This is a genomic window from Cryobacterium sp. AP27 (assembly GCF_056680495.1).
Genome location: NZ_CM155285.1, coordinates 2,765,027 through 2,778,722, shown reverse-complemented (window position 1 = coordinate 2,778,722; position 13,696 = coordinate 2,765,027). Strand labels below are relative to the sequence as shown.

The window sequence follows — 13,696 nt, the reverse complement described above, 5'->3', positions numbered from 1 at the left end:
GCGGTCGCGGGCCGGTGAACCGCGTAATGTCTTGAGCACCTCAAATTCCTCTTCCATCGGGCAAGGACCGCAGATCGTGACAGCAGAACTGAACTGGGCCGGAAATTTCCGCTACGCAGCCGCCGGGGTGGCGACCCCCAAAAGCGTTGCCGAGGTGCAGAGCGTTGTTGCGGGTGCCGCGAAGGTGCGGGCGCTCGGCTCTCGCCATTCCTTCAACGACATCGCCGATACCGACGGCGTGCTGGTATCCCTGCATTACCTCGATGCCAACATCGTCACCAATGAGGAGGCGGGCACGGTCACCGTGAGTGGGGGAACGAAATACGGCATTCTCGCCGAGGCCCTTGCCCACCGAGGGTTCGCCCTGCACAACCTCGCGTCGCTCCCGCACATCTCGGTGGCCGGCGCGATTGCCACCGGCACACACGGGTCAGGCGACCGAAACGGCAACCTCGCGACCGCCGTGACCGCGCTCGACCTCGTCACCGGCACGGGCGAACTCATCAGCGTGTCCCGCGACGAATCGCCGGACTTCGCCGGGCTCGTCGTGGGTCTCGGCGCGATGGGCATCGTCACGCGGGTGACCCTGGAGATACAGCCGAGTTTCGAGGTGCGCCAGGACGTGTTCGAGAACCTGCCCTGGTCGGCCGTGCTGGCGCACTTCGATGCCGTCACCTCAGCCGCCTACAGCGTCAGCCTCTTCACGGATTGGAGCGGAGACCGGGTCGACCAGGCGTGGCTCAAGAGCCGTCGAACGGATGCGGAGGATGCCTATGTCCCCCGGGACGAGTTCTTCGGGGGCACGCCGGCAACGGTGGGACGGCATCCGCTGCCAAACCTGTCCGCCGAAAACTGCACCCAACAGTTGGGGGTCTGGGGACCGTGGCACGACCGGCTGGCCCATTTTCGGCTCGCGTTCACCCCCAGCAGCGGCGCGGAGCTGCAAAGCGAGTACCTCGTGCCCCGCGAGCATGCGGTTGCCGCGATCGCAGCAATGCGGGAGCTTTCCGGTGAGATCACGCCGCTGCTGCTCGTGAGCGAGGTGCGCACGATGGCCGCGGACGACCTGTGGCTCAGTCCCAACCAGGGGCGCGCCGGCATCGGGTTGCACTTCACCTGGAAGCCCGAGCAGGAGGCCGTGGAGAAGGTGCTCGTGCTCATCGAGGCCGCCCTCGTTCCCTTTCAGGCGCGCCCGCACTGGGGAAAACTGTTCCGGCTCGGGGCTATGGACCTCGCGCCGCTGTACCCGAAATTCTCGGACTTCCAGGACCTGGCCGAGCGCATGGACCCGCAGCACAAATTCCGCAACGCCTTCCTCGAGCGCACGGTCTTCGGACGTTGAGGCCGCGGCGGAGAGCGGATGCCGGATCGCGTGAACCGGCATCCGCTCCCACCGTCAGCGGTCGGAGAGCTGCACCGCCGCGGGACGTTCCACCGTGCTGGTGATGGTCGCCGACTCGAACGTCTCCGCCGAGTGCAGGAGCGATTCCATCACCTCGAGTACGTGGAACGCGAGAGCGCCGTTGGCGCGCGTTCCATCGAGCTGCCCGTCGCTCGAGGACCAGGCCATATCGGCCAGGCCGTAGCCTCGCGCGGCCTGGGAGTACCCCGCCGACACGGGAAGGGTGCTCCACTCCGTGTCGCCGAGGGCCCACAGGCGCACGTCCCCGTCGAAGTGGTTGGGGTCCGGCACCCCGAGTGAGCCGAGCTCCCCGTGCACCTCGATGTTGGAGGCCGTCGTGGCGACGGCATCGAAGCTCGTGACGATCGTCGAGATGGCACCGGACTCATGCACGAGAACGCCGGTGACGTGGGTCGGAGTGGTCACCGGGATGACTTCGCCCACCCGATCGCCGTTGGAAATGGTTCGGGTGGGGCGCGTCGCGCTTGCCGCGCCCATCACGCGTACCACCGGTCCCAGCAGCGTGACGAGGGCGGTGATGTAGTACGGCCCCATGTCCAGGAGCGGCCCGCCGCCGGCGACATAGTAGAAGTCGGGGTTCGGGTGCCAGCGTTCATGACCGGGCGTGAGCATGGTCGCGGTGGCCGAGATCGGCGATCCGATCACACCGTCGTCAATGGCGCGCCGTGCCGTTTGGATTCCGGTTCCGAGCACCGTGTCCGGGGCGCACCCGACGAAGACGCCCGCTTCCGCTGCCGCAGAGAGCACGCCGCGAGCCTCCTCCGTCGTCGAGGTGAGGGGCTTCTCCACGTAAACCGACTTCCCGGCGGCGATGATCCGCAGGGACACCTCGGCGTGCGCGGCGGGGATGGTGAGGTTGACGATCACCTTGATGTCCGGCGAAGCCAGGATCTCGTCCACCGTGAGAGCGCGAACGCCCGGAACGGATGCAGCGACGGCGGCCGCCCGGGACTCGTCAATGTCGGCGACCGCGATCAGGTGCACGTCGTCGAGGCGCGCCAGCGTCTCCAGATACTGCGAGATGATCTTTCCGCATCCGATGATTCCGACGTTCAGCGGCTCGCCCATAGGAGACCCCTTTCGATAATGGTGCGTACGGTGGTATCTTCCAGCACGGCCACGTTGTGGCCGGCCGTGCTGACAAAGATGCTGCCCTCTCCCCATTGCCTGGTCCAGACGGCGGGAGAAGTGATGGGGCGGTTCCACGCGTCCCATTCACGGGCCGGCAGCGTGGTCGTGGCGAGCACATCGATGTAGTCGTCGCTGAGCACCCAGTACTGCTCGGTGACGACGTCGAAGCTGTCGATTCCGCGCATGATCGGGTGCTCGACGGCCTCAGGCGACACGTCGATGCGATAGGGGAGGTAGTTGTCCGACTGCTCACCCGTGAGCTCGCTCGGGTGCTTGCCGGGGTGGTGGGCGAACTGCCCGCCGATCAGCTGCAGGTAGTCCGCGCAGTCCCGATAGGAATCGGCGATCCCGCCGTGCCACCCGGCGAGGCCGGTACCGGCCAGCACGGCGGCGCGCAGCCCCGCAATCTCGGCCTTCTCGATGGTGTTCATGGTGTTGCACTGCACGATGAGGTCAACGCCGGCCATGGTCTCCGCGTCGGCATAGACCGAGGAGCCGTCGAAGACCGTTACCTCGAAACCGTTCTCTTCCAGGAACGGGATGAACATCCCGGTCGCCTCGACGGGTTGGTGTCCATCCCAGCCGCCGCGAACGATGATGGCCCGCTTGGTCGAATTCGTCACTGTAATAGGTCCTTTCGTTGAAAAATGGGGGAGCGGATGCCGCGGCCGGCCATGATCAGGTCGCCGCGCCCACACCGGTCCAGCGGCTCTGTGCCCCGGCACTCTCCTCGACCGCGGACAGCACCTGCTGAACCTGCAACGCATCTGCAAAAGAGGGACGCGGCTGCTCGCCGACGGTGAGGCAGCGCACGAAGTCCGCGATCTGGTTGGTGAACAGGTGGTCGTAGCCGAGTCCATGGCCGGTCGGCCACCACGAACCCGTGTAGGGATGCACCGGTTCCGTCACATTGATGCGGCGAAAACCCTGGGTGCCCTCGTCGTCGTTGCCGTCGAAGAACTGCAGGCTGTTCATGTCTTCAAAGTCGAAGGCGACCGAACCATCGCTTCCGTTCACCTCCAGGCGCATGGCATTCTTGCGCCCGAGCGCGAACCGGGTGGCCTCGAAGATGCCGACGGTGCCCGCACCGAATCGCGCGGTGAACAGGGCGGTGTCGTCGACGGTCACGGACCCGCGCGCGGAGTCGGTGCTGCCGACGCCGCCCAACCCGACCAGGTCGCCGCCGAGCGGTCGGGTGGTCACGAAGGTCTCCATGATCGCCGAGACACCCGAGATGGTCGTTCCGGTCACGAACTGGGCCGCATCGATTGAGTGCGCTCCGATATCCCCGAGCGCGCCCGACCCCGCGCGATCCTTGTCCATGCGCCAGGTGAGCGGCGCGTTCTCGTCGGACAGCCAGTCCTGCAGGTATTGCGCTCGGACGTGACGGATGGTGCCCAGCCGGCCTTCCTGAACGAACTGCCGGGCGAGAGCGAGGGCGGGGGTGCGACGATAGCTGAATCCGCACATCGCGAACACACCGCGGGCGGCCGCGGATGCCGCGGCATCCGTCATGCGTTTGGCCTCGGCCACGGAATTGGCGAGCGGTTTCTCGCACAAGACGTGTTTGCCGGCTTCGAGGGCGGCGATCGCGATCTCGGCGTGGCTGTCCCCGGGCGTGCAGATGTCGATCACGTCGATGTCATCGCGGTCGATGAGGCGGCGCCAGTCGGTCTCGGTCTCCTGCCAGCCGAACCGGACGGCCGCCGCCCGGGTCTTCTCCTCGTTTCGGCCCACGAGCACCGCGAGTTCCGGGGTCACGGGCAGGTCGAAGAATCGGTGCGCGTTGCGCCAGGCGTGCGAGTGGGCGGCGCCCATGAACGCGTAGCCGATCAGGCCGACCCGCAGCGGGCGCGTCACTTGCTGAACCCTGCCGTGAGGCCGCCGAGCAGTTGACGGCGACCGAAGATGTAGAGCAGGAGCAGCGGAAGCGTGGAGAGAACGACCGCGGCGAGAATCGCCGGCACGTTCACGCTGAATTCACCCTGGAAGGCCCACAGCGAGAGCGGAAGAACTCGTTTGTCGGGGCTCTGGGTGAGAATCAGCGGGAACAGGAAGCCGTTCCACACCTGCAGGGCGTTGTAGATGCCCACGGTGACGACCGCCGGCCGGGTCATCGGCAACACCAGGTGCCAGAGGATCGACCAGTTCGACGCCCCGTCGAGTCGCATGGACTCGAACAGTTCGTTCGGAATGTCGCGCATGAAGTTCGACAGGATCAGTACCGAGATGGGCAGGGCGAACGCGGCCGAGGGCAAGATCAGGGCGAGGAGCGAATCGTACAATCCCATCTTGGTGATGATCAGATAGATCGGCACGATCGTGGCCTGCAGCGGGATCGCGAGCCCCATCAGAAAGACGGTGTTGGTGAGCGCGATGAAGCGTCCCCGTCCCCGCACCACCGCGTAGGCGGCCATGAATGACACGAGCAGGGCCGGTCCGACCGCGCCGACGGTCACGATGATGCTGTTCACCAGATACGTGACGAACCCGGACCGGAGCACCAGGGCGTAGTTGTCGAGCGTCGGATCGGAGGCGGGCAGGAGCGGATTCGAGGCGAAGAATCCCACCTGGTTCTTGAAACTCGTCATGACGACGTAGTAGAGGGGCAGGATGATGATGACGAGCCAGATCCACCCCGACAGGCCGCCGAGGTAGTTGGGGCGCTCGCGCTGCCGCCGCTGCCGCCGGTGCCGCCGCTGCGGCGGGTGACTGTGCGGGGTCGTCGTCGGGGGCGTGGTGGTGAGGGTTGTGGACATCAGGCACCATCCAATTGGCTTGACGAGCGGTCACGGCCGCCGAGTCGCTGCAGTACGAGGGCGAGAACGAGTCCGATCACGACGAGGATCACTCCGAGGGCGCTCGCCGCACCCATGTCGTTCGCCCGGAACCCCGTGATGTACATGTGGAGGGGCAGCAGACGTGTGGCGTACCCGGGGCCGCCGGCGGTGAGCACGAAGATGAGGTCGAAATAGGTGAGCGAGCCGACGATCATCAGCGTCGACGATGTGATGATCGTGTACTTGAGCTGCGGCAGGGTCACCGCGAAGAACTGCTGCATGCGACTGGCGCCATCGATCTCGGCCGCCTCGAACAGGGAACGTGGAATCTGCTTCACCCCGCCCTGGTAGATGAGGGTGTGAAACGGCACGAACTGCCAGGCGATGACGAAAACGACGACGAATAGCACGAGATCACTGTTGCCGAGCCAGTCCTGTCGGAGCAGCGCCAGTCCCGTGACGGGACCGAGCCCGAAGTTGGGGTCGAGGAGCGCCTTGAACGCGATGGCCACGGCGGCGGATGACAGCAGAAGGGGGATGAAATAGAGCACGGCCAGTAGTGCCCGATACTTCTGCACACCGGCGGTGAAAACACCGAGCAGCAGACTGATCGGCGCCTGAACGATGAAGCTGAACAGCATGATCTTGCCGGTCACGACAAGGGCATTGACGGTGACGGGGTCCGCGAGGACCTTGCGCCAGCTCACGGTCCCGTCAAAGGTGATCGTGCCGAGGCCGTTCCACGAGGTGAAACTCAGGGCGACCACTCCGAGGACCGGCATGAGTGCAAAAACGAAGAAGAGCACGAGCGCGGGGGCGGCAAACCAGCCCGAGGGCCCGCGGGTGCGCGCCTGGGCGCGCACCCGCGTCCCGCGCTCCGAGAGCGCGGCGGTCACTTCTCCAGCGTCCCGTTCATGATCGCGGCGAATTCCTGGGGGGTCTGCTGGTCGAGGAAGATCAGGTCCAGGTTCGTGAGCATCGCGTCAGCGGCCGCCGGGGAGAGGGCCTGGTCCCAGGACTGCTGAAAATGGGGCGCATCGGCGGTCATCGAGTACACCATGGTGAGGAAGTCCTTGTCGTCGGACGAGGCCAGCTTGTCCTTGATCCCGGTGACCACGGGGACCGACCCGGCGGCGATGAGCTGGTCGACGTAGGTTTCATTGAGCATCCCGGTGGTGAGGTAGTCGACCGCGGCCTGCTGCTGCTCTTTGGTCGCCTTGGAGGAGACCGACCAGAAGTTCGACGGGTTGCCCGTCACATTGAGGGGGTCGCCGACGCCGCCTTCAACGGCGGGGAACGGAACGAAGCCGAGCTTGCCGCTGGAGACGAAGTCGCCGGCATCCGCCTTGATCGACGAGTACACCCAGGCGCCGTGCAGCATCATCGCCGCGCGTCCCGTGTAGAGCAGGGCCTGGTCGGCATTTGTGTCGGCGGCGATCGACGAGAAGCCCTCGACGAAGCCGCCCGCGTCCACGAGCTGCTGAATCTTGGTCAGCGCCTCGATCACCGCAGGATCCGACCACGCATCGGGTTCGCCGTCGAGGACGGCCTGGAAGACCTCCGGACCGCCGATGCGGTCGACGAGGTAGGCGAGCCACATCAGATTCGGCCACTTGGACTGGCCGCCGAGGGAGAGGGGCGCGATGCCGGCATCGTTGAACACCGGGATGAGCGCAAGAAGCTCGTCCCAGGTTGTGGGCGCTTCCACTCCGAGTTCGTCGAAGACCTGCTTGTTGAAGTACAGCACGACGGGCTGGGTGTAGTTGTTGGGAACGGCGTAGGTTTTGCCGTCGATGACCCCGTTCTTGGCCACGGACGGGATATACCGGTCGCTGAGCTCGGGGTTGGCTTCCAGGTACGGGGTGAGGTCGACGACCTCGTCGGCATCCACGTAGGACTTGAGGATTCCGCCTCCCCAGCCGTAGATGAACGTGGGGCCCGCTCCGGCTCCGATCGCCGTGCGCACCTTGGTCTTGTAGGCGTCGTTGGCGAAAAAGTCGATCCCGATCGTCTCATCGGGATTGCTCTCGTTCCAGCTCTCGACGGAGTCCGTCATGATCTGTTGCATCGGCGCGTTGCTGAGCCCCCACATACTGAGGTCGCCGTCGCCTGCCGAGGTTGTGGTCGGTCCGGTCGTGCCGCAGGCGGAAAGTGCCACCGCGGCCGTGAGGGTGAACGCCGCAGTGCGGGCGAGCCGTCGAGTCCTGAGAGTCATGTCTTCTTCCGTTTCGTATCCGGAAGCCTGCAATGGCCACCGGAGAGGTGAGGTCGTCAACGCACCGCTTCATCGTCGAAGCAGCCCAAAATCGCAGTGGTTGAACACAGTGTGAGCGAAAACTTTCGCAAGTTTTTGCTTGGTGAGTTCACACTAGCCACCCGAATAACGCGCGTCAAGCAACAAATCGGCCACAAGTGTTTCCGAAAAGTTTCGAAGCCGACTAGCATGTCAGGCATGGTCACCAAAGTGCGTCGGATCACCCTCCGGCAGATAGCGGATGCCGCGGGCGTCTCCGTCCCGACAGCCTCGAAAGTCGTGAACGGCCGGGACGATGTCTCCGCGACCACACGCGCACTGGTCGAAAAGTCGATCGACGCCCTCGGCTACGAATCCCCGCAGCGACGCCGGGCGAAGTCCTACAGCCCCGCCCTGGTCGACCTCGTGATCGACAAGCTCAACTCCGCGTATTCGATCGAGGTGATGCGCGGCATCGTCGCCCTCGCGAGCATCGAGCAGGTGGAGATCGTCATCAGCACGGTGAGCCCCAAGCAATTGGCGGACACGGACAGCGCAGCATGGGCCAGACGACTGAGTGCGGCCGATCGGCGGGGTCTGATTCTCGTGACGAGCGACATCGGCCAGACGCAGCTTGACTCCTTCGCTGCCTGTGGGATCTCGGTCGTGCTCATCGACCCGCTCAGTTCTACCCAGGACGATGTTCCGACCATTGGGGCGACGAACTGGGCCGGTGGTCGGTCGGCTACTCGGCATCTGATCGAGCTCGGCCATCGTCGCATCGCGTTCCTCGGCGGACCGGAGGATGCCGCGTGCAGCCGGGCGCGCCTGCACGGCTATCACGCCGCCCTCGCCGATGCCGGCATCGAGGCCGAGAATGGGCTCGTTCGATCGGGAGACTTCACTACGGCGACGGGGGTCGCCGGGCTGGACTCACTCATGGGCGTGGGCCTCGCCCCGACCGCGATCTTCGCCGCGAGCGACAGCATCGCCCTGGGCGTGCTCGCCGAGGCGCATCGTCGGGGGATTCGGGTGCCCCGGGACCTCAGCGTCGTGGGCTTCGACGGCACCAACAACGGCGAGCTCGCGGTGCCGCGCCTCACCTCCGTCGCGCAACCCCTCTTCGAGATGGGAGCGGCAGCGCTGCGCTCGGTGCTGAGACTGTCCCGTGGCGACCGGATCGACGCCAACCACATCGAGTTGGAGACGAAGCTGATCGTGCGGGAATCAACGGCGCCTCCCGCCGGGCCCGCCCCGGTGGCCGGAGCGGGCCCGCGGGCGCCGATCGGCTAGGCCTGGTCGCGCCAACTGTGCTCCGGCGCGAAGCCGAGCAGGCGCCGCGCCTTGTCGATCGACAGCAGCGTCTCGTGCTCCGTCACGTCCTTCACCACGGGCACGTTCGGAAATACCTCCGCGGCGAGGCCGGCCGACGAGCGGGTCATCACGGTGTCCGCCGCCGCGATGATGAACGTCTCAAAGCCGGGACCGGCCGTCTCGAGCGCCCGCGCCACCGCTTGCGCTCCGTCCCGGCCGTCGATGTAGCCCCACAGGTTCCACTTGCGCAGGGTGGCATCGGCATCAAAGGCACCGAACGCGGCGTAGTCCTCCGGGTCCATCACGTTGGAGAAGCGCAGTGCCGTGATGCTGAGTGTCGGATCCCAGCGCACGAGTTCGATCGCCATCTGCTCTTCAAGGTGCTTCACGAGAGAGTAGGTGCTCTCCGGCCGGGCCGGGTACTCCTCGTCAACCGGGATGTACGGCGGGTCGATGTCGAACGGCAGGCCCAGGACCGTCTCGCTTGAGGCGTAGACGATGCGCTTGATCCCCGCTCGGCGCGCGGCCTGGAACACGTTGTAGGTGGACAGCATGTTGTTGTGGAACGTGGCTGCGTCCGCGTGCAGGCCGGGCGCCGGGATGGCTCCGAGGTGCACGACCGCGTCGAAGCCGTCGGTGCGGTCGTTGATGCCGAACATCACATCGACGACCTGGCCGTAGTCGGTGAGGTCGATCTTCGTGAAGCCCGAGCCGCGTTCGCCCGACATATCGAGGTTCGTAACGGCGTGGCCTTGGCTCGTGAGCCGCGCGACAACGCTGCGTCCGAGCTTGCCGCTACCGCCGGTGACTGCAATTCTCATCTGTACTCCTGGTTTGGGTCGAAGGGGGATTGCGCAAAACCGGGAAATGTCCCGACACGCCGTCATTCCCGACGTCGGAACTCGGCGTGTCTCAGAAACACCGGTTTTGCGCGCGGGAGGAGGGGGACGCGGGGAGCGGAAGTCCCGGCGCGACTAGGACAGCCGGGTCTCGGGAGACGTGGTCTTGCGCGGGTCGACCTCGGCCAGCGCCCGGGTCACGTCGTCGATCTGCGCCATGACGGCGGGTTCGAGCGTGACGCCGACGGCCTTCACATTGTCGACGATCTGCTCCGGGCGAGACGCCCCCATGATCGCCGAGGCCACATTCTGGTTCTGCAACACCCAGGCGAGCGCCAGCTGGGCCATGGTGAGCCCCACGCCGTCCGCGATCGGTTGCAGGCGCTGCACGCTCGTCAGGACCTCGTCGCTCATCCAGCGGGAGATCATGTCGGCACCGCCCCGGGCATCCGCTGCGCGGCTACCCGCCATCGGCGGCTGGCCCGGCAGGTATTTTCCGGTGAGCACGCCCTGAGCCACGGGGGACCACACGATCTGTGACACGCCCAGCTCAACGGATGCCGGCACGACCTCCGCGTCGATCACGCGCCACAGCATGGAGTATTGCGGTTGGTTCGACACAAGTTGAATGCCGAGCTCGCGGGCGAGCGCGTGGCCCGCGCGGAGTTGCTCCGCGTTCCACTCGCTGACGCCGATGTACAGTGCCTTGCCCTGGCGCACGACGTCGGCGAAGGCCTGCATGGTCTCTTCCAACGGTGTTTCCGGGTCGTAGCGGTGCGCCTGGTACAGATCGACGTAGTCGGTCTGCAGGCGGCTGAGCGAACCGTCGATCGACTCGAAGATGTGCTTGCGGCTGAGTCCGGTGTCGTTGTGGCCCTTGGGACCGGTCGGGAAGTACACCTTGGTGAAGATCTCGAGCGACTGGCGGCGCTCGCCCTTGAGGGCTTCGCCGAGCACGCTCTCGGCCACGGTGTTCGCATACGTGTCCGCGGTGTCAAACGTGGTGATGCCGGCGTCGAGTGCGGCGCGCACGCACAGCGCGGCGGTGTCGTTCTCCACCTGCGAGCCGTGCGTCAGCCAGTTGCCGTAGGTGAGTGCGGAAACTTTCAGTCCGCTGTTTCCCAGATAACGAAATTCCATGAGGGGTGTCCTGTCTCTCGGCGGCGCTGCTGGTTTGTTGCCCAAGGCAACCTAACACATCCCGGCGGGCGTCCGGCTGCGGCGGGCGGTGATCCGGGCCCGAGTGGCGGAGGGAGTCGACGCGGTAACCTGAAACCTGACGAGTGGAACGGAAACACTGTGCAGGGCAGCAACCATGACGATGTGCGTCGGCACAACCTGTCGACGATTCTGCGCATCATCCACCGAAACGGGCCCACCTCCCGCGCGCAGCTGACCCGGTTGACCGGACTGAACCGGTCCACGATCGCGGCTCTGGTCGGCGAGCTCGGCCAACTCGGCCTCGCCGGCGAACGCGACCCGGATTCCACCAACCAGGTCGGACGGCCCAGCCCGGTGGTGTTCTGCGCCGAGCGGGTCGTGGCGCTGGCTGTGAATCCGGAGATCGACGCCGTCACCATCGGAATCATCGGCCTCGACGGCACGGTGCACCGGCGCATCCGCTACCCGACCGAACGCTCGCCCAGCGCGACGGAGGCGGTGAACATCGCCACTGCCGTGATCGACGGGATGCGCGGCGAACTGGAGACCCGGTTCCGGGTGGTCGCGATCGGCGTCGCCGTTCCCGGTCTGGTCCGCGCCCAGGACGGTCTCGTGCGCCTCGCCCCGCACCTCGAATGGACCGACGAACCGTTCAAAGAAATGCTGGAGCAGGCGACCGGGTTCCCGGTCTTCGCCGCCAACGATGCCAGCCTCGGCGCGCTCGCCGAACAGTACTTCGGCGCGGGCAAGGGCATGACCGACCTGATCTACCTCAACGGCGGCGCGAGCGGCATCGGCGGCGGCATGATCATCGGCGGCGGCCCGGCCGGCGGCATCGCCGGCTTCGCGGGCGAGTTCGGCCACACCAGGGTCAGCAGCGGGGCCCGCACCGATTCCGCCGGACTCACCGGCACCCTCGAAGCCGAGGTGACCCGGCAGGAACTGCTCGCGGTGCTCGGGCTGCACAACGCCGATCCCGATGAACTGGAGCAGGCCCTGCTCGCCTCCGACTCGGATCAGGTACGCGACGAGGTCAACCGGCAGTTGGACTTTCTCGCGGTGGCTCTGGCCGGCGCGATCAATATCCTCAACCCGCAGTCGGTCGTGCTCGGCGGGTTTCTCTCCGCCCTGTTCGCCGTCGACCCCGATCGGCTGCGCGCCGCCGTGGCGGCGAGAACGCTCTCTGCCTCGTTCGGATGCGTGCAGGTCAGCGCCGCCGAGCTGGGCTCCAACCTGCTCATGATCGGCGCGGCCGAGCTCGCGTTCGAGGGGCTGCTTGACGACCCGAGCGGCGTGGGGCCGTCCTGACGCCGTCGGCCACTTCGCCGCGGTTCAGGGTTCGCGGGAATAGGAACGGCCCCGGCGGGCTTGTCTCTGAAGAGAGTGCGGTTTTCGCTGCCGACCGTCTCGCTTGCGACTCGACGCCCGAACGCCGTCTCCAGCACCCGTGCGCACCATCGGCTCGCACATCGACACCGTCCGCATCGACTCCGAGGAAGCCCGTCACGTGACTACCGCCGCCATTCCTGTGGTTAGCGCCGCACAACTCCGCTCCACCGGTCGCCACCCGGGCGACGCCCTCAGCCGACGCCAACGGATGGTCTACGTGCTGATCCTCGGGGCGCTCACCGCGCTCGGACCGTTCACCATCGACCTCTACCTGCCCGCCTTCCCCACCCTCGAGAGTGATCTCGGGGTGTCGGCCGCGGCCATTCAGCTGACGCTCACCGGGACCATGATCGGGTTCGGGTTCGGGCAGCTCGTTGTGGGGCCGTGGAGTGACAAGGTGGGCCGCCGACTGCCGCTCATGCTCGCCACCGGGTTCCATATCCTGGCCTGCGTGGGCGCCGCGCTCTCGACCGACATCGCGTGGCTCGGGGTGTTCCGCGTGCTGCAGGGCTTCGGCGCCGCGGCCGGCGCCGTTGTCGCGCTCGCCATGGTGCGGGACCTCTTCGGCGGCAAGCCGCTCGTGCGCATGCTCTCCCGACTGGCCCTGGTGAGCGGCCTCGCGCCTGTTCTCGCCCCGGTCATCGGCTCGCAATTGCTCCTGGTGATGCCGTGGCGCGGAATCTTTTGGGTGCTCGCCTCCTACGGCACCCTGGTGATCCTTGCGGTGGCGTTCTTCATCGTGGAGACGCTCCCGGCCGGTGAACGACACGCGCGCGGGCACAACACCCTCGCGAAGCGCTACCGCGCGGTGCTCGGCGACCGTACGTTCGTGGGGGTCGCCATCATCGGGGCCATGACGTTCACCGGGCTGTTCTCGTACCTGTCGGCATCGCCGTTCCTCTTTCAGCAGGTCTACGACCTGAGCGCCCAACAGTACGGTCTGCTCTTCGCGGTGAACTCCCTCGGCATCGTCACCGGCGTTCAGCTGAGCGCCCGGCTCATGCACCGGCTGAACGTGGGTCCGCAGTGGATTCTGTCCGTGTCGACCGTTGTTCTGCTCATCACCGCCGTCGCGATCATGCTGCTCGACCTCGCCGGCGCCGGACTCTGGGGCACCGTCGTGCCGCTCTGGTTCTTCATCGCCGCCTGCGGCTTCACCCTGCCGAGCGTTCAGGTGATCGCGCTCAACGGGCACGGACGTGAGGCGGGGACCGCCGCCTCGTTGCTCGGTGCCGCCAACTTCGGCGTCGCCGGTCTCATCTCGCCGATCGTGGGGCTGCTCGGTGTGGGCACCGCCGTGCCGATGTCGGCCGTGATGGCGACGACCGCGGTGCTGGGCATCCTCTCCCTCTGGCTCATCGTGCGGCCCCGGCGCGTGCCGGCCCTCGAGCACTGAACCGGGGAGCGGCACCCGCCTGGTTTACGA

General features: G+C 66.5%; 12 protein-coding genes. 4 read left to right on the top strand and 8 right to left on the bottom strand.

Features of this window, described 5'->3' with window-relative positions:
* Positions 1 to 76 precede the first annotated feature (76 nt).
* Positions 77 to 1,342: an FAD-binding protein gene (locus AC1MB9_RS13090; RefSeq protein ID WP_479962379.1), complete on the top strand. Its 1,266-nt coding sequence runs from the start codon at positions 77 to 79 to the stop codon at positions 1,340 to 1,342.
* A 54-nt stretch (positions 1,343 to 1,396) separates the two neighbouring features.
* Here AC1MB9_RS13090 and AC1MB9_RS13085 read toward each other — a convergent pair whose 3' ends face one another.
* The 6 genes from AC1MB9_RS13085 to AC1MB9_RS13060 are packed head-to-tail and all read right to left on the bottom strand — an operon-like array spanning position 1,397 to position 7,549.
* Positions 1,397 to 2,491: a Gfo/Idh/MocA family protein gene (locus tag AC1MB9_RS13085; protein WP_479962378.1), complete on the bottom strand. Its 1,095-nt coding sequence runs from the start codon at positions 2,489 to 2,491 to the stop codon at positions 1,397 to 1,399.
* Positions 2,476 to 3,177 (bottom strand): ThuA domain-containing protein, encoded by a 702-nt coding sequence (locus AC1MB9_RS13080; RefSeq protein WP_479962377.1) that lies wholly within the window; start codon positions 3,175 to 3,177, stop codon positions 2,476 to 2,478. Before AC1MB9_RS13080 ends, AC1MB9_RS13085 begins: the two co-directional genes overlap by 16 nt.
* A gap of 55 nt (positions 3,178 to 3,232) precedes the next feature.
* A complete protein-coding gene (locus tag AC1MB9_RS13075; RefSeq protein WP_479962376.1) occupies positions 3,233 to 4,414 on the bottom strand; it encodes a Gfo/Idh/MocA family protein in 1,182 nt (393 codons plus the stop codon).
* Positions 4,411 to 5,313, bottom strand: a complete 903-nt coding sequence (locus AC1MB9_RS13070) for a carbohydrate ABC transporter permease (protein WP_479962375.1) — start codon at positions 5,311 to 5,313, stop codon at positions 4,411 to 4,413. The genes AC1MB9_RS13075 and AC1MB9_RS13070 overlap by 4 nt, the downstream gene beginning before the upstream one ends.
* Complete coding sequence (locus AC1MB9_RS13065) at positions 5,313 to 6,197, bottom strand: carbohydrate ABC transporter permease (RefSeq protein WP_479964647.1); 885 nt, start codon at positions 6,195 to 6,197, stop codon at positions 5,313 to 5,315. Before AC1MB9_RS13065 ends, AC1MB9_RS13070 begins: the two co-directional genes overlap by 1 nt.
* Before the next feature lie 29 nt (positions 6,198 to 6,226).
* A complete protein-coding gene (locus AC1MB9_RS13060; RefSeq protein WP_479962374.1) occupies positions 6,227 to 7,549 on the bottom strand; it encodes an ABC transporter substrate-binding protein in 1,323 nt (440 codons plus the stop codon).
* Between the two features lie 237 nt (positions 7,550 to 7,786).
* On the opposite strand from AC1MB9_RS13060, the gene AC1MB9_RS13055 reads away from it, so the two are divergent.
* Entirely contained in the window at positions 7,787 to 8,860 is a 1,074-nt protein-coding gene (locus tag AC1MB9_RS13055; protein ID WP_479962373.1) for a LacI family DNA-binding transcriptional regulator, read from the top strand.
* Here AC1MB9_RS13055 and AC1MB9_RS13050 read toward each other — a convergent pair.
* Together AC1MB9_RS13050 and AC1MB9_RS13045 are read right to left on the bottom strand one after the other, a co-directional pair.
* Positions 8,857 to 9,702 (bottom strand): NAD-dependent epimerase/dehydratase family protein, encoded by an 846-nt coding sequence (locus tag AC1MB9_RS13050; RefSeq protein WP_479962372.1) that lies wholly within the window; start codon positions 9,700 to 9,702, stop codon positions 8,857 to 8,859. The genes AC1MB9_RS13055 and AC1MB9_RS13050 overlap by 4 nt on opposite strands.
* A gap of 153 nt (positions 9,703 to 9,855) precedes the next feature.
* Entirely contained in the window at positions 9,856 to 10,860 is a 1,005-nt protein-coding gene (locus AC1MB9_RS13045; protein ID WP_479962371.1) for an aldo/keto reductase family protein, read from the bottom strand.
* 159 nt (positions 10,861 to 11,019) lie between these two features.
* Between AC1MB9_RS13045 and AC1MB9_RS13040 the strand changes: the two genes are divergently transcribed.
* Both AC1MB9_RS13040 and AC1MB9_RS13035 read left to right on the top strand, forming a co-directional pair.
* Positions 11,020 to 12,189, top strand: coding sequence for an ROK family protein (locus AC1MB9_RS13040; RefSeq protein ID WP_479962370.1), 1,170 nt, complete (start codon positions 11,020 to 11,022; stop codon positions 12,187 to 12,189).
* Positions 12,190 to 12,478: 289 nt separating this feature from the next.
* The gene (locus AC1MB9_RS13035) at positions 12,479 to 13,666 is read left to right on the top strand and encodes a multidrug effflux MFS transporter (protein WP_479964646.1); all 1,188 of its coding nucleotides are present in this window, start codon (positions 12,479 to 12,481) and stop codon (positions 13,664 to 13,666) included.
* Positions 13,667 to 13,696: the final 30 nt, after the last annotated feature.